Source organism: Acidipila rosea (assembly GCF_004339725.1).
Lineage (GTDB): Bacteria > Acidobacteriota > Terriglobia > Terriglobales > Acidobacteriaceae > Acidipila > Acidipila rosea.
In genome coordinates this window covers 1109553-1133141 of record NZ_SMGK01000002.1, presented here as the reverse complement: position 1 = coordinate 1133141, position 23589 = coordinate 1109553, and the positions used below count along the sequence as shown (strand labels likewise).

Here is a 23589-nt window from a genome sequence, read left to right as displayed (position 1 = left end):
CAAAAGCCGGCGAGGGGCGAGTTAGCCGAAAAGAGGCTTGCGATGAACCTCTCGACCCGCAGGAACCTGCCGCGATTGATTCAGCGGCCTAACCCGTCCGGGTGGCGAAGCTTCCCCGGACAAGAGTGAAGGAAGAGCATGGCACGTATTGCTGGCGTCGATCTGCCCCGCAACAAGCAGGCCCGGATCGCGCTCACTTACATCTTCGGTATCGGTAATCCGCGGTCGCTGCGCATTCTTGCTGCGGCGGACGTCGATCCGTTCAAGAAGATTCAGGATCTTGGAGAGGATGAGGTCAATCGCATCCGCCAGGTCATCGAGCAGGAAGGCCAGGTCGAAGGCGACCTGCGCAAGGATGTCTCGATGCACATCAAGCGGCTGATTGACATTCAGTCCTACCGCGGACTTCGCCACCGGCGCGGCCTGCCCACACGCGGGCAACGGACGCACACAAATGCGCGTACTCGCAAGGGACCGCGCAAGGGTACGGTAGCAGGCAAGAAGAAGGCGACGGGGAAGACCTAAAATGGCAAAGGCACAGCAGGGCGCGGCCGGAAAGGCCGCCAAGAATAAGAAATTCAAGAAGCGCGAACGCAAGAATGTCCCTTACGGTCTGGTTTACGTTCAGGCGACGTTCAATAATACGATTGTGACCATCACCGATGGTCAGGGCAACACCTTGTCGTGGAAGAGCTCGGGGTCGCTCGGTTTTCGTGGATCGCGTAAAGGTACACCGTTCGCAGCTCAGCAGGCTGCGGTGAATGCAGCTAACCAGGCGCGTGACCACGGTCTCCGCTCGGTAGATGTGCGGGTAAGCGGTCCCGGTTCCGGACGCGAATCAGCAGTGCGTGCGCTGGCAGCGGCCGGTCTTGATGTCCGCTCCATCCGTGACGTTACGCCGATTCCGCATAACGGCTGCCGTCCGCCCAAGCGCCGCAGGGTGTAAGGGTAGTTAGTGGTTTGATCGAGGACCGGGAAGAAGCGCTCTGCGTGTAAACCGGTCGTCCTCTGCAATAGAGGCCTGGAGCATAGTTCCGGGCAGGGAGATTAAGAAGTGGCACGTTATACAGGTGCAGTATGCCGCCTTTGCCGTCGCGAAGGCATGAAGCTTTTCCTCAAGGGCACACGTTGCTTTACCGATAAGTGCGCGATTGAGAAGCGTAATTTTGCTCCCGGCCAGCACGGCCGCGATCGCAAGGCGAAGATCGTGGGCTACGGCCTGCAGCTTCGCGAGAAGCAGAAGGCAAAGCGCATCTACTTTGCCCTCGAAGGCCAGTTCCGCGCTTATTACGAGAAGGCATCGCGCGCCCCAGGCGTCACAGGCGAGCTGCTGCTGCAGCAGCTCGAGCGTCGTCTGGACAATGTGGCTTACCGCCTGGGATACGCGAGTTCGCGCCGTCAGGCCCGGCAGATTGTCCGTCATGGACACATCGAGGTCAATGGCCGCAAGGTGAACATTCCTTCGTTCCAGGTGAGCGTGGGTGATGAAATCAAGATCCGTCCGAACAGCGCAAAGCTGACGGTGGTCGAGTCCTCGCGTGAGTTTGCCAGCCACCAGCCTGCTCCGGCATGGCTTTCGGTCGATCATGCGAATCTTTCAGGTAAGGTTCTGGCGCTGCCACGGCGCGAAGACGTCAACCTGCCGGTCAACGAGCAGCTGATCGTCGAACTCTACTCGAAGTAAACGGGATTGGGTGGTGGCGATGCCGCCACCCATGTACGCCGTCGCGAGACGTTAAATCGACATCAGCCTGCGGGATATCAGGTATCCGGCAGGTCGACAATGGAGAAAGCGCGCAGCCGTTGCAGAATGCTTCGCGGCGTTCGCTGCGCAGGGAGATACAAGATGCTTTGGAGAGGTTTTCAAAAACCGAAACGGCTTGCGGTCGATACCGAAACTCTGACCGAAAAGTATGGCAAGTTCAGCGCACAGCCTTTTGAGCGCGGCTTTGGCACCACCATCGGCAATGCGCTGCGTCGCACGCTGCTTTCCTCGATTGAAGGCGCGGCGGTCACAGCAGTCAAGATTGAAGGCGTGCTGCACGAGTTCCAGTCGATCACCGGCGTTGTAGAAGACGCGACTGACATCATCCTCAACCTGAAACAGATTCCGTTTAAGCTGAGCGGCGACGGCCCGAAGGCGCTTTATCTGCGCGCGGACCAGCCCGGCATTGTGACCTCAGGGATGATCGAGGCCGATGGTGACGTGGAGATTCTCGACAAGGACGTCTATGTCGCCACGGTGAGCGAAGGCGGCAAGCTCGACATGGAAATGCGCCTGAAGCGCGGACGCGGCTATGTCTCTGCGGACAAGAATTTCGACGGCGATCTGGGTATTGGTTTTATTCCGGTCGATTCTGTCCACTCGCCGGTGCGCAAGGTGAATTACGCGGTTGACGCTGCGCGTCTTGGCCAGATCACCGATTATGACAAGCTGACGCTCGAAGTCTGGACCAATGGCACGGTGTTGCCGGCGGATGCGATCGGTCTTGCGGCCAAGCTGCTGAAAGACCACATGAGCATCTTCATCAACTTCGAAGAAGAGATGGAAGCTGATGGTCACGCAGATGACGGACGTATGCAGCTGCGGAACGACAATCTGAACCGTTCGGTGGAAGAGCTGGAATTAAGTGTTCGCAGCTACAACTGCCTGAAGAACGCAAACATCCAGACGATCGGCGAACTGGTGCAGAAGACCGAAGCCGAGATGCTGAAGACGAAGAACTTTGGCCGCAAGTCGCTGAACGAGATCAAGGAAATTCTCGCGCAGATGGGCCTTTCGCTTGGCATGAAGATTGACGAGCACGGCAATGCTGTTCCGGGACCGACGAGCATATTGCCGGCGGCTGCGCTGGCTGCCAGCTACTCGAATAATTTCGACGACGATGACGAAGACGATATGCTGGATGAAGCAGAGCTGCCGTCACAGACAGAGCCGGAGAACTTCTAAAAGCAGGGAACAGGGAGTAGGCAGTCGATGTCTGCTCCCGCAATTTTGATTTCGATTTAGAGAGAGATTTGCCATGCGCCATCGCAATGCAGGATATAAACTCGGACGCAACACCAGCCACCGCCGCGCACTGCTGCGCAACCTGGTCACGTCCATTGTTATGGAGGACCGCGTCGAGACTACCATCACCAAGGCGAAGGCTGCGCGTCCTCATGTCGAAAAACTGATCACCCTCGGCAAGAAGGGCGACCTGCACGCACGGCGTCTGGCGCTTTCTTATCTGCAGACTCGTGAGGCAGTCACCCGCCTCTTCGAGACCGTTGCACCCCGCTATGGCGAGCGCAATGGTGGCTACCTCCGTATCGTGCGCACCGGATTCCAGAAGGGCGACGGCGCAGAGAAGGCTTTCATCGAGTTGCTGGGCGCAGAGCAGGTGCTTGACGAGAAGCGCCAGAAGCGTGCAGAGATTCGCGCCAAGCGTCGGGAAGAGCTGGATAAGGCTATGGCCGAGCAGCAGCAGCAGTCTGCGGGCGACGGTACAGACGTCAGCAGCTAATCATCCAAGCATTTCATTTTAAAAACGCACCCTAACGGGTGCGTTTTTTCTTTGAAGCTAAACGACTTACTCATATGATGGCGTCAGCTTGATCTGCTGATAACGGAGCACGGATGATGCCTGTTGTTGAGTTGGACCGTATTTCAAAGAGCTACGACCAGAAGGTTGCGATCAAGGATCTGAGCCTGAAGATTGAGGCAGGCACAATGTTTGGCCTGCTTGGGCCAAATGGCGCAGGCAAGACATCAAGTATTCGCATGATGATCGGGATCACGCTGCCGGACAGCGGCACAGTGAATCTCTTCGATCGGCCTTTTTCGCGCGACCAGCTCTCCAGAGTAGGCTATCTGCCGGAAGAGCGCGGCCTTTACAAGAAAATGAATGTGATGGACCAGCTGGTGCTGATGGGACAGCTGCACGGCCTCAAGGCGGAGACGGCGCAGCAGCGCGCCCGCGCCTGGTGCGACCGGCTGCAGATAATGGATGCTGCGGACAAGAAGACGCAGGAGCTGTCCAAGGGCATGCAGCAGAAGATCCAATTCATCTCCACGCTGCTGCATGATCCCGGGCTCATCATCATGGACGAGCCTTTCTCGGGCCTCGATCCGGTGAATGCGTCCCTGCTGCAGGACACGCTGCTTGACCTGAAGAAGCAGGGGAAAGCCATCCTTTTCTCCACTCACCGCATGGACCAGGTGGAGAAGCTTTGCGACTCAATCTGCCTTGTCCATCGTGGCGAAGCGGTGCTTGCCGGGACGATGCGTGAGGTCAAGTCGGGCTATGAGCGCAACCGTGTCCTGATCCACTTTGAGGGCGGCCGTGATTTTCTTGGACATCCTGCGGTGGAGAGCTTCAAGGAATATGCAGGGCAGGCTGAGATCAAGCTGAAGCCAGGAGCAAATGCGCAGGACCTGCTGAAAAGTGCTGCGGAGCGCGCGACGATCTTCAGGTTTGAGTTGGTCGAGCCATCGCTTGAAGAGATTTTTATCAAGACGGTCGGGGAGAAGGTCGATGCATAGTGCACTGCTGATCGCCAAACGCGAGTATCTGGAGCGGGTTCGGAGCAAGGCATTTCTACTTACCACGATTCTGCTCCCGCTGGTCATGGGCGGCATCATGGCAGGTAGCATCTTCGCTGCATCGAAGGGCGGAGGCTTGAAGCATCTGGCCATTGCGTCGAATGACGCCGGGCTGGCAGCTGCGGTGAAGGCCCAGGTGCAGAAGGGGGATAATCCCCCGGAGAGCGTCATGGTTGTTGCGCCAGCCACCGAGGCAGATCGACAGGAACTGGTCAAGCAGGTGGACGCGCGCACGCTGGATGGCTATCTGTGGCTTGATCTGAAGCCGGGAAAAAGCGTTCCACAGGCGATCTATGCTTCGCGAACGTCTGCAGACGTCTTCAGCGTCTCCCGCCTGCAGGACGCCGTCAGCCAGGCTCTGATGCGGCAGCAACTGGCGGCTAGAGGCATGGCGGCGGATCAGGTCGATGATCTGCTGCGCAAGGTGGACGTGAAGACAGCTCAGGTGAAGAACGGCGCAATCATCACTTCAGATGCGAGCAAGAGCTTTATCGGCGCCTACGTGATGATCATGATGCTCTACTTCGTCGTCGTCTTCTACGGAATGAATGTGGCGCGCTCGGTCATCGAGGAGAAGACATCTCGCATCTTTGAAGTGCTGCTGGCAACGGCACGCCCCGAGTCGCTACTGATGGGCAAGCTGCTTGGCGTGGGAGCGGCGGGGCTGACCCAGGTAGGCGCATGGTTCCTGCTGCTGGCCGTCTATAGCGGATCTGCGATAGCGGCGCGGGCGGGCGTCAATGGATTTGCTTCCTTCGGGATAACGCCGCTGCAGCTGGGCTTTTTCGCAATCTATTTTTTACTGGGCTTTTTCTTCTACAGCGCGGTTGCTGCTGGGTTTGGCGCCAGCGTCAGCTCCGAACAGGAGGTGCAGCAGTTCAGCTTCTTCATCGTGGCTCCCCTGCTGGTTGGACTCATCATGATGAGCTACATCCTCTCGAACCCCAACTCCGCACTCTCCGTTGGGCTGTCGCTCTTTCCTCCCTGCACGCCTATCGTGATGTACCTGAGGCTTTGTTCGCAGACTCCGCCCATGTGGCAACTTGCGCTCTCTGTTGTCCTGATGGTTGCGGCGATCTGGGTGGCCATCTGGATTGCGGCCCGCATCTACAGGGTTGGCATCCTCATGTACGGCAAGAGAGCAACACTGCCGGAGATGCTCCGCTGGTTACGCTACAGCTAGAATCAACTGGTGTCTTCTGAGCGTCAATTCTCCTTATCGCAACGGTTGGTTCTGGCGATAGCCCCGCGCCTGACTGCCTTGCTGATGGCGCTGGTCGGCAGCACGCTCCGTTTTGAGGTCATTGCGGAAGAAGGCGCAATACCGGAGAAGCCGCCGACGAGCGGCATCTACTGCTTCTGGCATCGCTCGACCCTGCCGTGTGGCTGGTATTTTCGCAAGTTTCGCTGCTCGATCATCATCAGCCGCAGCTTCGATGGCGAGCTGATCTCACGCACCCTTGGACTGCTTGGTTATAACAGCGTGCGCGGCTCCAGTTCGCGGGGAGGTGCGGCTGGGCTGCTAGCCCTCAAAGAGGTGATAGCCGGTGGCGACCCCGTGGTCTTTACCGCCGACGGCCCTCGCGGGCCAATTTACCAGACCAAGCCAGGCCCGGTGAAGCTGGCGCAGATGACCGGAGAAAGCATAGGCAGCTTCTATCTTTTGCCGGAGCGTGCGTGGGTGCTTAACTCCTGGGACAGGTTTCTTGTGCCTAAACCCTTTTCCCGCGTTGCCGTGAGCTGGGCACGCAAAGTCGCCGCACCGTCGCCGGATGCGGATGACACAGCGATAGAAGAAAAGCGAATCGAGCTGAATGATGCGCTGGAACGCGCACGGCTGAATGCAGAGCGATACTTCTCTAAAATCAAATAAGTCCCTGCATGCAGAAGGCTGAATCGTATTTCCTGTGGAACGACCCCATGCTTGTCACCGATTTTGACTACGAACTACCGGAAGAGTTAATAGCGCAGCAGCCCCCGCAGCAGCGCGGAGGCGCGCGCATGCTGGTGGTGGGCCGCGAAAGCGGCGCATTGCAGGACAGCATGTTTGCGCAGTTTCCAGGGCTGCTGAGTGACGGAGATCTGCTCGTGCTGAACAATAGCCGCGTCATTCCGGCGCGTCTGTTCGCGACCCGCGAGGGCAGCGGCGCGATGCAGACTCCAACGGGGCGCATCGAGGTGCTCCTGACCGAGCAGCTCGACGAGTGGGAGTGGAAGGCGCTGGTGCGGCCGGGGCGGAAAGTGCAAATCGGCGAAGTACTTCGTTTCGCCGACGCCTTCTCCGCGGAGGTTGTCGCGCATGGTGAGTTCGGGGAGCGCACGCTCCGCTTCAGGCCAGTGGCGAACTTCTATGCCCAGCTTGAAATGCTTGGGCATATGCCACTCCCTCCGTACATCCACCGGCAGGATGAGATGGGCGACCGGGAGCGCTATCAGACGGTCTATGCGCAGACTCCTGGCTCGGTTGCTGCGCCCACAGCGGGGCTGCATTTTACGCCGGAGACACTTGCACGCCTTCGTGCCCGGGGAGTGCGAATTGCCTATGTGACGCTGCATGTTGGGCTGGGCACCTTCCAGCCGGTGCGAGTGGAGAAGCTGGAGGATATTCGCCTGCATCGCGAGCGCTACACTCTGCCGGAGGAGACGGCTGTTGAGATCAATGCCGCGTTGCGCGAGGGCAGGCGGGTGATCGCCGCGGGAACAACGACTGTGCGCACACTCGAGCACTGCGCACGGATAGGGCCAGGGGGGTTGCAGCCGCACTCCGGGGCAACGGAGATTTTTATCTCGCCGGGGTTTAAGTTTCAAGTTGTCCAGGGTCTTCTGACGAATTTTCATCTGCCGCAGTCCACTTTGCTGATGCTTGTCAGCGCCTTTGCGGGTAGGGAGCGGGTGCTGGCTGCCTATCGGCACGCGGTCAAGCAGCGATACCATTTCTTCTCCTATGGGGACTGCATGTTTGTGAGCTGAGGCGTTAGACTCGACTTCTGATGTCTACTGGAAATAAACCGCCTGTCTTCCTGCTCGACGCCATGTCGTTCATCTTTCGCGCCTACCACGCCATGCAGCGGCAGAGGCCGATGTCTACGAGGAATGGGCTGCCTACGGCCGCCACGTATGTCTTCGTGAATATGATCAACAAGCTGCGTCGCGACTTTTCGCCTGAATTTTTTGCCGCAGTCTTTGATATGAGTGCACCCGTCTTTCGCGATGAGCGCGCGAAGACCATGACGACAGTTCGCAAGTTCAACAGTAAGACGCAGACCTTTGATGAGGTGGCCTACGGCGGCTACAAGGCGAACCGCACCGAGATGCCTGCTGACCTGGCGCAGCAGTTGCCGTATATCCGGCGTGCGCTTGAGTCCTTTCACATACCGATTCTGCAGATGGAGGGTTTCGAGGCTGACGATGTGATCGGTACCCTTGCTGCCAAGGCTGCCGAGGCCCATCATCCTGTCTTTATCGTGTCGAACGACAAGGACATGCTGCAGCTGGTAACAGACGAGGTGAAGGTGTTGAACCCGGCGAAGGACAACCTGGTGCTCGACCGTGAAAAGGTGATCGAGACGCTGGGCGTGCCGCCGGACAAGGTTGTGGATGTGATGGCGCTGCGCGGCGACTCCATCGACAATATTCCGGGCGCTCCGGGAATCGGCGACAAAGGGTCGGTCGAGTTGATCCAGCAGTTTGGCACTGTAGAGGCAGCGCTGGACCGTGCAGACGAGGTAAAGAAGAAGACTTATCGCGAGTCGCTGGCGAATAACCGCGATACCGTGCTGCTGAGCAAAGAGCTGGTGACGATCCATTGCGCGGTGCCGCTGGAGCTCAATCTGGAGGCCATGCGAACGCAGGAGGTCGATGTAGAAGCCTGCCGGGCGCTCTTCACTGAGCTTGAGTTCACAACTTTACTGAAAGAGCTTGCGCCTGCTGTCAGGAAGTTCGCGGCTGAGTATGTCTTGGAGCCTACAGCTGCACAGGTCGATGCATTTCTGGCGCTCGCCAGGCAGCACGGCTTTGCACTGGCGCTGGAGACCTCAACGCTGCAGGCAGCCTCAGAACAGGTAAGCGAGCAGGAGTCCGAAGCTATCGAAGAGCGTGAGCCGGAGTTGAAGGCGATGTCCATGTTCGACCTCTTCGATCAACCGGAAACCGCCGCGGCCGTCACTGCCCAGGAGCTGCGCATAGGCGTGGCTGCAAGCGCTGAGACAGCGCTCCTGCTGCCTGTAAGCGCGGTGAAGAGTCTGCTCGAGGACAGCAGCGTTCCGAAGCAGGTGCATGACTTGAAGGGTACGATGCGCGTGCTCTCGCACCATGGCATTGCGCTTGAAGGAGTCGAAGATGATGCGATGCTCTACTCCTATCTCATTAACCCCACTCATGCCACGCATCGGCTCAGTGATATTGCGGCGCGTTTCAGCGAGCATCCGTTACAGGAAACCGGCGAACGGCGGCTGACAGAGGCCGCAGAGGCGGTCTATGCCCTTACGCCTGTGCTGAAGCGTGATGTGGAGGCACTGGAGGCGCGCGAAGTGTACGAGACGATCGACCTGCCACTGGGCCCTGTTCTCCTGCGCATGGAGCAGGTCGGTGTGCGTATCGACTCCGGTGTATTGCGAGAGATGTCGGGAAGGCTGGCGACGCAGATGCAGAGTGTCGGCGAAGAGGTCTATTCGCAGTCGGGCCATCGCTTCAACATCAATTCGCCGAAACAGCTTGGGGATGTTCTCTTCAACAAGATGGGACTGCCGAAGCCGCTGAAGTATGGCAAGGGTAAAGTGGTCTCCACTGCACAGGATGTTCTCGAAGAGTTGGCGCTGCACAACGAGGTGCCACGGCTTGTGCTCGAATATCGCCAGCTGGCGAAGCTGAAGTCGAACTACATTGACTCGCTGCCCCTGCTCGCCGATAGTGATGGGCGCGTGCATACCACCTTTAACCAGGTTGGCACGGCTACAGGACGGCTCTCCTCGACCAATCCGAATCTGCAGAATATTCCGATACGTACAGAGCTGGGTCGTGAGATTCGGGCCGCGTTTATTGCGGCCCCCGGCAACGTGCTTCTTTCCGCCGACTACTCGCAGATCGAGCTGCGCCTGATGGCCCACTTCTCTGAAGATCCTCTCTTTGTGAGGGCTTTTGCGAATAATGAAGACATCCATACGTTGACCGCGTCAGAGGTCTTCGGTGTATCTCCTGACAAGATGGATAAGGAGACACGCAATCGCGCCAAGGCCGTGAACTTCGGGATCGTGTACGGCATTTCGCCCTTTGGACTGGCAGCGCAGCTGGGCATCGATCAGCATGAGGCACGCCTCTATATCGAAACCTACTTTGCGCGTTACCAGGGTGTGCGTGCCTTCATCGATCGTGTACTTGAGGAGACGCGCAGCAAGCAACAGGTGAGAACACTTTTCGGCCGCGTGCGGCCAATTCCTGATATTCAGAGCCGCAACGCAAATCTGCGCGGATTTGCCGAGCGCACGGCAGTCAACACGCCATTGCAGGGAACAGCTGCGGACATGATTAAGCTGGCGATGATCCGCATCGAGCGCAGGCTAAAGGAAGAGAAGTTGAACACCCGCATGACGTTGCAGGTGCACGACGAACTGCTATTCGATGTGCCGAAAGATGAAGTTGAACGTGTGCAGCCGCTGGTCAAACACGAGATGGAGCACGTCATCGAACTGCATGTGCCCATCATCGCGGAATGCGGTGTCGGTGCGAACTGGCGGGATCTAAAGTAAGTCGGCCGTGAGGGTAGGGCGGGACAGCTGCGGTCCCGCCTGTTCTCTATGCGCCAAGTTCGCTTCTGATTGCCTCTGCGATGCGCTCGGCGTGATGACGCATTCTCTCCTCTGACTCGGCTTCAATCATGACCCGCGCCAGCGCCTCCGTTCCGGAGTAGCGCACGACGACGCGGCCGTTGCCGTCGAGTTCGCGCTCGGCTGCGGAGATTGTATCCATCACGGTTACGAATTGCTCGAGCGGCTTCTTTTCTTTGACGCGAACATTCACGATGACCTGAGGAAACACCTTGAGGTCAGCAATCAGCTCAGCGAGTGACATGCCGCTGCGCCGCACAATATCGAGCACGACGAGCGCGGTGAGCAGGCCATCGCCTGTTGTGGCGAGATGCGGGAAAAGAATGTGGCCGGACTGTTCGCCGCCAAGGGCGGCGTCGTGTCGCCGCATCATCTCGAGCACATATTTATCGCCAACCGCAGCGCGCAGCATCTTGATTTCATCCCGTCGCAGCGCGGCTTCGAGACCCATGTTTGACATGGTCGTGGCGACCACCATGTTGCCAGCGAGCAACTCCCTCGCCTTCATGTCGCGCGCCGCAAGCAGCATTATGGCATCACCGTTCACGACCCGACCTTCTGCGTCGGCAAAGAGTGCCCGGTCGGCGTCGCCATCGAAGGTGACACCGATGTCCGCTTTGAGTGACGCTGTCTCCGCAGCAACGATCGAGGGGTGCAGTGCGCCGCAATTGGCATTGATGTTGCGCCCGTCGGGACTGGTGTGGGTGAGGTGAATCGTGCCGCCCAAATGTGCAAACAGCTCCGGCGCAATGGCCGAAGCCGCACCGTTGGCGCAGTCGAGCACAACGTGCAGACCATCGAGGCTTAATCCCGGTACGGCGGCGCGTAAAAAGTCTTCATACTCTGTTCGGTATTGAAGATCGACGGCAGGAGGTTCAGTGTTCCATTCGGCAGGGGTGGTCGCTGATTCGAGCTGACGAAAAATTTCATCCTCGATGCGCAGCTCTGTTTCGTCGGGCAATTTGTATCCATCGCCGCCGAAGACCTTGATGCCGTTATCCTGCCATGGATTGTGCGAAGCAGAGATGACAATGCCTGCTGCGAAGCCGTGTTTGCGCGCCAGGTAGGCGACGGCCGGGGTAGTGATAACGCCGGCACTCACTACGGCTGCACCGCCATCCTGCAGTCCCTGGGCAATGACGGCAGCGATCCAGGTGCTGGATTCGCGCGTGTCCATGCCGAGAATCAGTGTGGGCCTGTCGCCGTGGGTTTTAAGCTGATGCGCCAGTGCGGCTCCAACTGCGTAGATGGTCTTGTGGTCGAGCGGCGCTTCTCCAGCGACGGCGCGAATGCCGTCCGTGCCAAACAGTTTTCTCATACTTCCTTGTCCGTGGTGAGTTGAGTCACGCGACTCTCAAAAGATCCTTTAGCCAGACGCGTGCGAATGTGCTGGTTGGTGGTGAGCTGCGCAGTATCGCGGACGAGCAGGCCGTCTTCATCGAAGACGAGAGCATAGCCGCGGCGCAGAACTCCGAGCGGTGAGAGAGCATTGAGCTGCCTGGTCAGCGCAGAGTGCCGCTGGCGTGCTGCGGCAACAGCGACCAGCCCTGCCCGCGATGCGCGGGCGTCGAGTGAGTCGAGCTGCCTTCGGGCAAAGGCGAGCCTGTCCACAGGGTCGCGGCGAAGTGTCAGCGTTGTCAGCCTCTGCAGTTGCTCTGCCCTGAGGCGCAACTGCGATTGCATAGCGTTCTCCATGCGGAAGCGAAGTTCGTCTACGCGCTGCTGGCGGCGGTTGAGAAGGTCGCGGATGCTGCCGCTCATGGCTACGGTGGAGAGCCTGGTGAAAAGTTCGCGGGCCTGCATCATGCGATAGCGCGACGCGCGAACAAGGCGCTGCGTCAGCTCTTCAACGCGCTCCTCGACTCTGTGCTGCGCCGCGGTGATGAGTTCCGCGGCTGCGGAGGGCGTGGGAGCGCGAAGATCGGCGACGAAGTCCGCAATCGTAAAATCCGTCTCATGCCCAACGGCTGAGACGACAGGCAACTCGGAGGCGGCTATCGCACGCGCGAGCATCTCGCTGTTAAATGGCGCCAGGTCTTCAAGCGACCCGCCTCCACGAGCGATTACCACTACATCGACATTGCGGGCGGTGTTGAAGTAGGCGATGCCTGCTGCCACTTCCATGGCAGCCGATTCACCCTGGACAAGCGCAGGGAAGAGAAGCACATCGAGCGCTGCATGACGACGCCCCGCAACGTTAAGGAAGTCGCGAATGACGGCGCCGGTCGGTGAGGTGATGATTCCAACGCAACGCGGAAATGCAGGTAGCGGCTTTTTGCGTTCTGCCTCGAAGAGGCCTTCCTGTTGAAGCTTGCCTTTGAGCTGCTCGAAGGCGACCTGCAAAGAGCCAGCGCCAACGGGCTCCAGAAATTCGGCGACAAGCTGCATCTGGCCGCGCTGCTCATAGACTGAGACTTTGCCGCGGAGCAGGATCTGCAGGCCATCCTCAGGACGAAATCGTAACAGCGATGCCTGGCGTCGAAAGAGGACTGCAGGGAGTTGCGCATCGCCATCCTTGAGCGTGAAGTAGATATGGCCCGACGGGGCGGAGCGCAGGTTGGAAATTTCACCCTCGACCCAGAGATCGGCATATTCGCGCTCGATGTGGGAGCGAACCTCGCCGACCAGCTCTCCGACGCTCCAGATACGGCGTGCGGGCGCTGGAGGAGCTTCAAAACGGAAGCCAAGCTGCCAGTCTCCGGATTCGCGCGACGCTATGCTCACAAGGTTTGAGTTTACACTCCTGAAATCCTGGGGGAGCGGCTGGAGTTGGCGTCGTCATGGCCCCGGTTTGCATCTCATTGGCGGACCACTCGCAGGGGTGAAGCATGGACTGATTTTCGGTACGTGGCTGTCAGCGGATAACGCCATGCGCTAACCTGAATCCAAGGAAAGAAGAGGACGCGTTTTGGCACAGACAGAGATATTGCAGCAGTTTGAACATCCGTGGAACCCGGACGGGAGCGGTAGCGTAAGCCCTGCAAGCCTGGAGGCCTGGGTAAAGGAGCGGCTGGCGCGGCACCAGAAATCTCTGGACACGATGCTCAGCGTGAGCGGAGCGCGGACGCTCGAGAATACGCTGCGCGCCTATGACGATGCCGTGGCAGAGCTGGGTGCGGCGGGCTCGCAGACAGGGCTGCTGAACAGCGTCGCGACCTCCAAGGAAGTGCGCGACGCGGCGCAGGCGTTGACACAGCAGATCGCAGAGGCGGGCACGATACTCGCGCTCAATCAGGATGTCTACAAGGCGTTGAGCGCTATCGATTTGAGCTCCGCCGATGATGCCACCCGCCATTACGCCGAGCGCACGCTGCTGCAGTATCGGCTGGCTGGCGTGGATAAGGATGATGCCATGCGCGCCCACATCAAGGAGCTGCAGGACAAGGCTACGCTGCTCTCGCTGACGTTCGCTCGCAACGTGCAGGAGGGCGGCAACCGAGTGACGGTGAAGAGCGCGGCTGAACTGGATGGACTTCCGCAGGACTTCCTCGCATCCCATCCGCCGAGTGAAGATGGCACGGTTACGCTTACCACGGATTATCCGGATTTTCTGCCGGTGATGACCTTTGCGAAGAGCGCTGAGCTGCGGCGCAACATGTTTCTTGCCTACCAGACGCGGGCGTATCCGGCGAACCGGCAGGTGTTGATGGACCTGTTGGCGACGCGGCAGGAGATTGCCACGACACTCGGCTTCAGTACCTGGGCCGACCTTGCGACTGCCGATCAGATGATGGAGTCGGCGGGAAACATGCAGGCTTTTCTCGATCAGCTCGATAAGGCGACCAAGGGCGGCGCAGAGCGCGAATATGCCATGGTGATGGAGTTTGTGCAGGCTCGCGAGTCTGGCGTCGAGAAGCTTTCCGCGGCCGATCGAGGGTATTGGTATGAGCAGTATCGCCGTACGGCCTTCGACTTTGACTCGCAGTCGGTGCGGCCTTATTTCCCTTATGAACGCGTAGAAAGAGGCGTGCTGGAGACGGCGGAGAAGCTCTTCAAGGTGACCTTCCTTCCAGCGGAGGGCGCCGAAGTATGGCATGAGTCCGTCAGCGCGTGGGATGTCTTCGACGGGGCAACGACAACGGCTCGCGGGCGCATAGGCCGCTTCTACCTGGATATGCATCCGCGCGAGGGCAAGGATAAGTGGTTCAGCGCGCATCCTTTGATTCCGGGCATTCGAGACCGGCAGGTTCCAGAGGCAGCGCTGATCTGCAACTTCCCGGGCGGCACAAAGGATGATCCAGGGCTCATGCAGTACAGCGATGTGGTGACCTATTTTCACGAGTTCGGCCACCTGATGCACGCGATCCTTGGGGGGCAACAGCAGTGGGCCGGGGTGAGTGGAATTGCGACAGAAGGAGATTTCGTCGAGGTTCCCTCGCAGACGCTCGAAGAGTTCTTTCGCGACCCGCGCCTTCTGGCCACCTTTGCGCACCACTATCAAACCAACGAGCCGATTCCGGCGGAGCTGGTGCTGAAGATGAATCGCGCCGGAGCGTTTGGGCGTGCCGACTGGGTGCGTTCGCAGCTCTTCTACACCAGCTATTCACTGGATACCCATCAGAATGACCCGGCCGCGCTGGATCTCGATGCACTGCTCAAATCAGACTACGAGCGCTTCGTGCCCTATGAGTGGGTGGACGGCAACCGGATGTACGCGAGCTTTACGCATCTGACCGGCTACTCATCGAACTACTACACTTACCTGTATGACAAGGTGATCGCGCTCGACTTCTTTTCGACTTTCAACCGGGTGAACCTGCTGGATGATCCCGTTTCAATGAAGTATCGGCAGATGGTGCTCGAACCGGGGGGCTCGCTTCCTGGCAAGGATATCGTTCTGCGCTTCCTGGGCCGCAGTCAGAGTTTCGATGCCTTCCAGAACTGGGTGAGTGAGGAATTCGTGCCCGGCACGCCGATGTACGACTAAGTGAGGCTTTGCCGGTCGATGCGCTCCGAGGCTGTCAACCGGGAAAGCTCGCGGTTGAGTTTCTTGACAGCCAGCCTGCAGAGATCCAACACCGGTGTCCGCAGCGATCCACTGGCGGAGCGGAGTGCAAGAGGCGGACAACATGTTTTTTTACAAAGGACTTAGGGTTTGCCGACTACGCAGCGGGAGAAGGACATAGCGAAGCACCATAAGCACAATCAGTGGCTGATCTTCATCGGCGGGCTGAAGCTGCTAAAGGGACTTTTGTTTATTCTTCTCGGCTTTGGCGCCCTCAAGCTGCTGCATAAGGACATTGTTGACCTGTTGACGCGCTGGTTTATTGACATGCGCTTCGATCCCGAGAGCCGCTTTATTAATCTGCTGCTCGATAAGGCAGCCCTCATCGACGATCATCGGCTGAAGCAGATCAGCTTCGGCATCTTTTGCTACGCTGCCCTGGACCTGGTGGAGGGCACGGGACTGGCGCTGGAAAAGACCTGGGCTGAGTACCTCACCCTGATTCTCACCGCGTCCTTCCTGCCCTGGGAGTTCTTCGAGATTATCCGGCATTTCACCTGGGTCAAAGTGGTGCTGGTGCTCATCAATGTTCTGGTTGTCCTCTACCTGCTCTTCATCCTGCAGATCCGGGCACGCGAGCGAGAGGCTGCACGGGAGCAGTCCTCCGCCTGAAGCAGGGTTTTTTGGCAAGCTCTTCCTTAAGGGGTGGGACCGAGAAAGTTAACACTTCAGGTAGTGGTCAGCGGCAAAATTTACACAAGTGCCCCGGCTTTCCACAGGCGATCCACTGCTTTTCCTAAATCGGACAAACTTTAGTTCATTCGCAGACGAGTTTCCGCTTGGAGCCGCATCTTACAGTGCGTTACGATTGTGGACGAAAGTGGTCAAGAGTGGAGCAAAACTAATCCTTTTGCCCGCACCTGACGAAAAGAGTAGCAGATGTTCCGCGGCAACCACCCAACCCGGGTCGATGACAAAGGGCGCCTTAAGCTCCCGGCGGAGTTCAAGCGCCGTATCGACGAGGTTTACAAGGGCTCGCAGTTCTACATCACGAGCACCGACGGACGGGTAGCCCAGATTTATCCGCTGCAGGAGTGGGAAAAGATCGAGCAGAAGCTGGCCGCGATCCCCGGCATGAATCCTGCGAAGAAGAAGTACCTGGACCGGGTGAACTACTACGGCCAGATGGCGGAGATGGATGCGCAGGGGCGGTTGCTGTTACCGCAGATTCTGCGCGAGTCGGCAAAGGTAACGGCCGACGTAGTTGTTTTCGGTATGCAGACGTACCTCGAGGTCGCAAACCACGAGGCATTCAAGCAGAACATGGACGATAACCCGCTGACGGCGGAAGATGCACAGGCGCTGGCGGACTTTGGGTTGTAGGCAAAACCCCCAAGGGGGAGCACATGGCGAACGATGAACGGCATGTGCCGGTTCTTTTACAAAATGCGATCCAATTCCTGAATGTGCGCGCAGGCGGCACCTACGTCGACGCCACGCTGGGCTTCGCGGGCCACTCCAGCGCAATAGCACGACTGCTGGGGCCGAAGGGCAGGTTGATAGCCTTTGACCGCGATCCGGAGGCGCTGCGGCTGGCTGGCGAAAGGCTCGAAGCTCTGAAGCAGGAGCTGGGCGACGCGATGCCGCAGGTTGAGGTGCATGGCGTCGAGTTCTCCCAGGCGGTGGAGTTGATTCCACCGGCGAGTCTCGATGGGCTGCTGGCCGATTTCGGCGCCAGCTCGATGCACTTTGACGACGCACAGAGAGGATTTAGTTTTCAGGCGGATGGGCCACTGGATATGCGGATGAATCCGCGCCAGGGACCAACCGCCGCACAAGTGGTAAACCAGGCTGGAGAAAAAGAACTCGCCGACCTGATTTACGAATTCGGAGAGGAGAGGAGGTCGCGGAGAATTGCCAGAGCCATTGTCAGGGCGCGGCCGTTGACGACGACGGCACAGTTAGCCAGAGTCGTAGCGGCTGCCGCCCCGGCGATGAAACCAGAACGGGGCAGGCACTCGATTCATCCAGCGACCAGAACCTTTCAGGCTCTCCGAATTTACGTCAATGCCGAGCTGGAAGAGATAAGCGCGTTGCTCAAGGCAGCTCCCGGGCTTCTGAAGCCGGGCGGAAGGCTGGTAGTCATCAGCTTCCACTCTCTTGAAGACCGGCTGGCTAAGGACGCGCTGCGCGAAGGAGCGCAGCAGGGAATTTACGAAGTGCTTACCCGTAAGCCGGTAACGGCAGACGAAGAGGAAATGGATCGCAATCCGCGGTCGCGCAGCGCGAAGCTGCGGGCAGCGGAAAGAAAGTAAAAAAGGTCGGGCCGGGGCCGTCCCTCCGTTGTAAATGGCGAAAGTGTACGGCAAATCCCCAGCAAGTTATCCCTCCGATCTATAGCGGCCCTGGCCCGGTCGTTTCGTGAGGGAAGAGATTGAAAGCGGCAACAGTTTTTTGGAGATGAGATTATGGCAACTCAGGCAATCGCGGCGCAGGGAATTTTCGACGGTGGACGCCAGCAGACAATAACTCCCGAAGAGCGGGAGTTGGCGCTGCGAGCGGCACAGCAGCGCGCTCGCCGTGGGCCTACGCCTGAGGTGCTCTTCACCAAAAGGCTGGACAATTCCCGGCTGGTCAAAGCCGCCGATCCGGTGCGCGTTCGCGAGATGCGCAGCTTTGCGTCGGTCATGGCGCTCCTGCTGGTCATGGTGCTTGTCTATGGCTGGCAGCATTTCAGCTCTATAGAATATGGATATCGGGTAGAGTCAGAGAAGCAGCAGCTGCTGTCGCTGGAGGAGCAGAATCGCCAGCTCCGGCTTAGCGAGGCAGAGCTGGGCGACCCGGTTCGCATTGATCGTATCGCACGTCAGCTTGGCCTCGAGGCTCCACGGCCCGGACAGGTCGTACGGCCTGATGCCTCGGTCGACCCGAGCACCCCGGTGCTTGCGGAGGCTACGCCCATTCTGCCGTCGATGCGGTAATCTCAAAAAGTCCGCGTAGGGGGCGCGTCTCGCAGGTGAAGCAGTTTTCCTTCAACCGCAAGCCTTCGCGAGCATTCCCCCCGGTTAAGACGACGCGCACGGGCGTCGTTACCCCCATGCGCCGTCTGCGCGTGCTCTACGTTCTTCTCTTCTTTAGCGCCTGGGCGCTGGCTATTTGTTTCCGCCTGGTGCTGCTGCAGGTCTTCGAACACCATGAATATGTTTTGCGCGCTGCAAGGCAGCAGCAGCGGACCTTTGAGGTAGCTCCCCGCCGCGGCATTCTCTATGACCGCAATCTTCATGAGCTGGCGATGACCGTCCTCGCCGACTCCATCTACGCTGTTCCGTCGGAAATGGGCACCTCCAAGGCGCAGACGGCAGCAGCCTTGGCGAAGATCGTTCACACGGATCCCTCGGATTCCTTTACGACGGAGAAGCAGATCCTCGCCCGGCTGCGGGATTCGAAGAACTTCGCCTGGGTGGCCCGCAAGCAGAACGAAGACGTGATCGCCCGGGTAAAGGCGCTGGGGCTTAAAGGCATCTACTTCCAGAAGGAGTTCAAGCGCTTCTATCCTGACAACGATATTGCCGCCCAGGTGCTGGGCTATGTCGGGCTGGATGACAACGGACTGGGAGGCATCGAGCAGAAGTTCGACCGCCAGCTGCACGGAACCCCCGGGCGCATGCTGACTGCCCTCGATGCCCGGCGCCATGTGCTGGGCAGTGAAGAACGCGATCCACAGGCGGGTGACAACCTGGTGCTGACCGTCGATTCGAACATCCAGTTCATGGCGGAGCAGGCACTCGACCACGCGATGGAACGGGTGAAGCCGCTTAACGGCACCGTCGTTGTTCAGGACCCGCACACGGGGCAGATTCTGGCGCTTGCGATCCGGCCTGCCTTCAATCCAAATGACTTCCGCCATGCCACCCGAGACCTGCTGCGCGACCATGCGGTTAGCGATGTTTATGAGCCGGGCTCGACGTTTAAGCTCGTAACCTACTCCGCCGCGCTCGAAGAGAAGGTCACGAACCCCAACCAGATGATTGACTGCCAGGGCGGCAAGATCGTCGTCGCCGGCCGCACCGTGCATGATGACCACTACAACGGGATCCTGTCGACCAGCCAGGCCTTGTGGGAATCCAGCGACGTCGCCGCTATCAAGCTCGCTCTGCGGATGGGACCACAAACCTTCTACAAATACATCCATGCCTACGGGTTTGGGCAGAAGTCGGGGCTTGAGGTGCCCGGCGAGACACGCGGGCTGGTAAAGCCGCCGAACCGCTGGCAGCCGACGACCATCGGCTCCATCCCCATGGGGCAGGAGATTGGTGTAACGCCGGTACAGCTGATCACCATGGTATCGACGATCGCGAATGGCGGCATGTATCTGCCGCCCCACCTGATCCTGAAGAGCACGGACCTTCGCAAGGGAAATCCGCAGCTCAAGCCGGCAACATTTCATCCCGGCTATGACCTTCCCGATCCGCTGCCTCCGGGAGCCCACCGCGTCATCTCCACCTACACTGCGGCAGAGATGAGAAAGATGATGCAGGGAGTTGTGCTCTACGGAACCGGCAAGAATGCCCAGCTGAACGGCTACACCTCGGCCGGTAAGACAGGAACGGCGCAGAAGATCGACGTGCGCACGCATACCTATTCCAAGACGAAGTACATCGCATCTTTTGTTGGCTTTGCGCCGGTGAATAACCCGGCGGTAAGCATCGCCGTCATCATCGATTCACCGAGTGTTGGTTCCCACTTCGGATCGTCGGTGAGTGCGCCTGTCTTCAATGAGCTGGCTCAGCAGGTGCTCGAGTATCTCGGCGTTCCACATGATGAGCCATTGAAGACAGCTCCCGAGCTGGCGAAGGCGCGTAAGGCAGTGCAGGTGAAAGAAGTGGATTCGGAACAGGTTGGCGACCTGAATGGGCTTTTCGCAGAGGTGAACGATCTGCCTGCGGACGACCCCTTGCGTGCCCCTGAGCATGATCCGAAGGCTGCCGCGCCGCTGGCAGCAGGGGACAATACACTAAGGGCAGCGACTGCAGCGCCAGCAGCCACGTCAGACCAGAGCAGCGCCGATGCTAAGGTCGGAGCTCCGCCGGGCTTATCACCCGCGCCCTCTGCTCCGGCGAAGGCTCCTGCGTCGCCGCAGCCGGCGGGCGAGCCGGTTACGGTGGATGCGCGTCGCCGGGTTGCGGTGCCGTCTGTTGTGGGGCAAAGCGTGCGTGCGGTCATTGAGCGTGCGGGTGCGGTTGGACTTGGCGTGCAGGTGCTCGGCGATGGAATCGCGCGGGAGCAGGCGCCTGCTCCGGGAACGATGGTGCCGGTGGGCGCGGAAATTGTGGTGCGGTTCAAACGATGAAGATCGATGAGGTAACAGCGGGAGTTGAATGCGTGCGCCGGGCGGGGCCAGATGTCGAGGTCGCTGGCGTCGAGTACGATTCGCGTAGCGTTGGCGCAGGTTCGCTTTTTGTGGCCATGCGGGGCGGTTCGGTGGATGGCAATCGCTATGTCGCCGATGCTGTGCGTGAAGACGCAACCGCCATAGTTACAGATTCAGCGGCAGCCTTCGACGAGGTGGTGCAGGCTTATCCGCAGATTGCCGCGATAGAGGTGAGGCACGGCAGAAAAGCCCTGGCGCAGCTGGCCGCCAACTTCTTTCACCATCCGGAGCAGAAGCTCGCCTTGAGCGGCGTCACCGGAACCAACGGCAAGACGACTACTGCATTTCTGCTTGAGGGGCTTCTAAACCAGGCTCAGCGCAAGACGGTGCTGGTGGGAACGATCGAGTGTCACGTCGCCGGCAAGGTGAAGCCATCCCCGCACACGACGCCTGAGTCGCGCGACCTGCTGGAGCTCTTCGATGAAGGAGTACGCGCAGGCGTTACGGAGGCGGTGATGGAGGTCTCCTCGCATGCGCTTGATCAGGGACGCGTGCATGGTCTGCCTTTTGACGTTGCTATCTTTACCAACCTCACGCGCGATCACCTCGATTATCACGGCACCATGGAGCATTATTTTCACGCCAAGCTCGCGCTCTTTGACGGCACACTTGGCCAGCCTCCGCGGGTGGCTGTGGTAAACATCGACGATGAGCACGGAGCGAGGTTTGCACTGCGTGCGCGCGAGGCCGGGGCGGAGATTTTCTCCTATGGCATCGAGACGGGGGAGTTCCGCGCAGAAGAGATCAGAATGCGCACGAACGGCATGTCGTTTCGACTGGAGGCGCCACACGGGGCCGCTGAAATCACAAGCCGTCTCACGGGCCGTGTGAATGTGCACAACCTGCTTGCCGCTTTGGCTGCTGCGCTCGCGCGGGGACTTACGCTGGAGCAGGTCGCCGCGAGTTCCGCCTCCCTGCCATGCGTCCCGGGACGCTTTCAGACGGTCGATGCAGGGCAGCCCTTCACCGTGGTCGTGGACTATGCGCACACGGACGATGCGCTTCGAAACCTGATCGCGCTGGCGCGTGAATTTGTGCAGTCGTCGGGCGGTCGCGTTCTCACGCTCTTTGGTTGTGGCGGCGATCGTGACAAGACCAAGCGCCCATTGATGGGGCGTGCTGCGGGCGAGGGCAGCGACTTTGTCGTGCTGACGTCAGATAATCCACGCAGTGAAGAGCCCGAGGCGATCTTGCGGGATGTATTGCCCGGGCTGGAGGCAACGCACTGTGAATTCATCGCGGAACCTGACCGGGCGCGCGCCATTGCGCTTGCTGTCGGAGCCGCAACCGCAGGCGACATCGTGCTGCTTGCTGGCAAGGGTCATGAAAAGACCCAAACTCTGCGCACCGGAACCATTCCGTTCGATGATGTGAGCGTGGCGATGACTGTACTGCGTGAAAGGAGGAAGCAGGGATGAATCTCGACCTGGCAACGGCTGCGCTCGAGGCTGGCGGAAAGCTGCGCCTCCCGGGCAAACCCATCGGGGAGTTAATCGCAACGGGGTATTCCATCGATTCGCGCACGATGCAAGCGGGCGAGCTCTTCTTTGCGGTGCGTGGAGAGCGCTTCGATGGCCATGACTTTATCGAGGCCGCCTTTGCGCGCGAAGCGGTTGCAGCGGTTGTCGCGGAGTCCCAACTTCTCAATCTGCCTGAGCGGGTGCGGAGCCTGCCGCTGATCGTAGTCGATGATCCGCTGCTGGGGCTGCAGCGTCTGGCAGCGTATGTGCGCCGCCACTGGGGCAGACTCTTGATCGGCATTACGGGCAGCGCGGGCAAGACCACGACGAAGGACGCAATCGCTGCCGTACTCAGCATGAAGTGCCGCGTACTGAAGTCGCAGGGCAACCTGAATAATGGCTTCGGACTGCCGCTGCAGCTGCTCAAACTTGACCGTGCACTGCATGACGTTGCGGTTATTGAGATGGGCATGTCGAACGCAGGTGAGATCACCATGCTGGCACGCATCGCGTCGCCGGACTGGGCGGTCGTGACGAATGTCGGCAACGCGCATGCACAGAATTTTCCCGATGGCATTGCCGGGGTCGCTCGCGCCAAGTATGAGCTGGTGGCCGACGTCAGCGGCCGCGGCAAGGCATTCCTCAACTGCGACGATGCCTATGTCTCGCAGTTTGGCCGCGACTTTCAGGGGGAAGTGATCTATTTCGGCTCTGGGCCATGCGGCGATCCTCGGGCCTTTGACGTGGTGGAACATGGAGCCGATGGCGTCACCATGCACGTGCACGCAGGCACACAGGAACAGCGTGTGCAGCTTAAGCTGATGGGGCGACACAACGTGACCAACGCGCTCGCTGCCATCGCCGTCGGGACGAAGTACGGGGTTCCGCTTGCAGATTGCGCGCTTGCCCTGGCATCGCTGGAGCCGGGCGACAAGCGCGGCCAGATGGTTGAATTCCACGGCGCAAAGCTTATCAATGACTCCTATAACTGCAACCCTGAGGCGCTGAAGGCGATGATCCGCACGCTCGCTGCAGTTCCGGCCACGCGGCGGATCTTGGTTGCCGGTGAGATGCTGGAGCTTGGCCCCGACTCACGCGAACTGCATCGCGCCTGCGGCGTGGAGGCGGCGGCAAATCATATAGATATCGTTCTGGGAGTGCGGGGAGAGGCCGCCCGGATCGTGGAGGCAGCTGCTGAGAGTGGGTTGCAGGCCATCTTCCTGGAAACTCCGGAAGCGGCGGGCGCATGGCTGAAGGCCAACCTGCGCCCGGGCGACGTGGCGCTGCTCAAAGCTTCGCGCGGCGTAAAGCTGGAACGCGCACTTGCTGAACTTGCGACGGAGTAA

Annotated in this window: 20 protein-coding genes; 18 read left to right on the top strand and 2 right to left on the bottom strand. The window is 59.4% G+C overall.

All coding sequences use genetic code 11. The features are described 5' to 3' along the window. Positions 1–138 precede the first annotated feature (138 nt). The 10 genes from rpsM (at position 139) to polA (ending at position 10329) form a co-directional block, all read left to right on the top strand. Positions 139–525: a 30S ribosomal protein S13 gene (gene rpsM / locus C7378_RS09835; RefSeq protein WP_131995376.1), complete on the top strand. Its 387-nt coding sequence runs from the start codon at positions 139–141 to the stop codon at positions 523–525. Position 526: 1 nt separating this feature from the next. Beyond that, positions 527–946 (top strand): 30S ribosomal protein S11, encoded by a 420-nt coding sequence (gene rpsK / locus C7378_RS09830; RefSeq protein ID WP_131995373.1) that lies wholly within the window; start codon positions 527–529, stop codon positions 944–946. 108 nt (positions 947–1054) lie between these two features. Then, on the top strand, positions 1055–1684 hold the full coding sequence (gene rpsD, locus C7378_RS09825) for a 30S ribosomal protein S4 (RefSeq protein WP_131995370.1): 630 nt from the start codon (positions 1055–1057) through the stop codon (positions 1682–1684). 162 nt (positions 1685–1846) lie between these two features. Continuing rightward, positions 1847–2950, top strand: a complete 1104-nt coding sequence (locus C7378_RS09820) for a DNA-directed RNA polymerase subunit alpha (RefSeq protein ID WP_131995367.1) — start codon at positions 1847–1849, stop codon at positions 2948–2950. A 73-nt stretch (positions 2951–3023) separates the two neighbouring features. Continuing rightward, positions 3024–3506, top strand: a complete 483-nt coding sequence (rplQ, locus tag C7378_RS09815; RefSeq protein ID WP_131995364.1) for a 50S ribosomal protein L17 — start codon at positions 3024–3026, stop codon at positions 3504–3506. A 116-nt stretch (positions 3507–3622) separates the two neighbouring features. Beyond that, positions 3623–4525 (top strand): ABC transporter ATP-binding protein, encoded by a 903-nt coding sequence (locus C7378_RS09810; RefSeq protein ID WP_131995760.1) that lies wholly within the window; start codon positions 3623–3625, stop codon positions 4523–4525. Next, positions 4518–5768 carry an ABC transporter permease gene (locus C7378_RS09805; protein WP_131995361.1) on the top strand — a complete coding sequence of 417 codons (1251 nt, stop codon included), beginning with the start codon at positions 4518–4520 and terminating at the stop codon, positions 5766–5768. Before C7378_RS09810 ends, C7378_RS09805 begins: the two co-directional genes overlap by 8 nt. Before the next feature lie 45 nt (positions 5769–5813). Further along, positions 5814–6458, top strand: coding sequence for a lysophospholipid acyltransferase family protein (locus C7378_RS09800; RefSeq protein WP_165876731.1), 645 nt, complete (start codon positions 5814–5816; stop codon positions 6456–6458). A 47-nt stretch (positions 6459–6505) separates the two neighbouring features. After that, entirely contained in the window at positions 6506–7555 is a 1050-nt protein-coding gene (gene queA / locus C7378_RS09795) for a tRNA preQ1(34) S-adenosylmethionine ribosyltransferase-isomerase QueA (protein WP_131995757.1), read from the top strand. A 20-nt stretch (positions 7556–7575) separates the two neighbouring features. Continuing rightward, positions 7576–10329 (top strand): DNA polymerase I, encoded by a 2754-nt coding sequence (gene polA, locus C7378_RS09790; protein WP_131995355.1) that lies wholly within the window; start codon positions 7576–7578, stop codon positions 10327–10329. 46 nt (positions 10330–10375) lie between these two features. Here polA and glmM read toward each other — a convergent pair whose 3' ends face one another. Both glmM and xseA read right to left on the bottom strand, forming a co-directional pair. Beyond that, entirely contained in the window at positions 10376–11725 is a 1350-nt protein-coding gene (gene glmM, locus C7378_RS09785) for a phosphoglucosamine mutase (RefSeq protein ID WP_131995352.1), read from the bottom strand. Next, the gene (xseA, locus tag C7378_RS09780) at positions 11722–13131 is read right to left on the bottom strand and encodes an exodeoxyribonuclease VII large subunit (RefSeq protein ID WP_243648166.1); all 1410 of its coding nucleotides are present in this window, start codon (positions 13129–13131) and stop codon (positions 11722–11724) included. Before xseA ends, glmM begins: the two co-directional genes overlap by 4 nt. Before the next feature lie 184 nt (positions 13132–13315). Here xseA and C7378_RS09775 point away from each other — a divergent pair, with 184 nt between their 5' ends. The 8 genes from C7378_RS09775 (at position 13316) to C7378_RS09740 (ending at position 23589) form a co-directional block, all read left to right on the top strand. Next, a complete protein-coding gene (locus C7378_RS09775; RefSeq protein ID WP_131995349.1) occupies positions 13316–15334 on the top strand; it encodes a M3 family metallopeptidase in 2019 nt (672 codons plus the stop codon). 168 nt (positions 15335–15502) lie between these two features. Beyond that, the gene (locus C7378_RS09770; RefSeq protein ID WP_131995346.1) at positions 15503–16024 is read left to right on the top strand and encodes a DUF2127 domain-containing protein; all 522 of its coding nucleotides are present in this window, start codon (positions 15503–15505) and stop codon (positions 16022–16024) included. A 267-nt stretch (positions 16025–16291) separates the two neighbouring features. After that, on the top strand, positions 16292–16735 hold the full coding sequence (locus C7378_RS09765; RefSeq protein WP_131995343.1) for a division/cell wall cluster transcriptional repressor MraZ: 444 nt from the start codon (positions 16292–16294) through the stop codon (positions 16733–16735). Between the two features lie 23 nt (positions 16736–16758). After that, positions 16759–17667, top strand: a complete 909-nt coding sequence (rsmH, locus tag C7378_RS09760) for a 16S rRNA (cytosine(1402)-N(4))-methyltransferase RsmH (protein ID WP_131995340.1) — start codon at positions 16759–16761, stop codon at positions 17665–17667. Between the two features lie 153 nt (positions 17668–17820). Beyond that, positions 17821–18333, top strand: a complete 513-nt coding sequence (locus C7378_RS09755; RefSeq protein WP_131995337.1) for an FtsB/FtsL family cell division protein — start codon at positions 17821–17823, stop codon at positions 18331–18333. Between the two features lie 35 nt (positions 18334–18368). Further along, the gene (locus C7378_RS09750) at positions 18369–20702 is read left to right on the top strand and encodes a penicillin-binding protein (RefSeq protein WP_341539140.1); all 2334 of its coding nucleotides are present in this window, start codon (positions 18369–18371) and stop codon (positions 20700–20702) included. Next, a complete protein-coding gene (locus tag C7378_RS09745; protein WP_131995334.1) occupies positions 20699–22201 on the top strand; it encodes a UDP-N-acetylmuramoyl-L-alanyl-D-glutamate--2,6-diaminopimelate ligase in 1503 nt (500 codons plus the stop codon). The genes C7378_RS09750 and C7378_RS09745 overlap by 4 nt, the downstream gene beginning before the upstream one ends. Then, positions 22198–23589: a UDP-N-acetylmuramoyl-tripeptide--D-alanyl-D-alanine ligase gene (locus C7378_RS09740; RefSeq protein ID WP_131995331.1), complete on the top strand. Its 1392-nt coding sequence runs from the start codon at positions 22198–22200 to the stop codon at positions 23587–23589. The genes C7378_RS09745 and C7378_RS09740 overlap by 4 nt, the downstream gene beginning before the upstream one ends.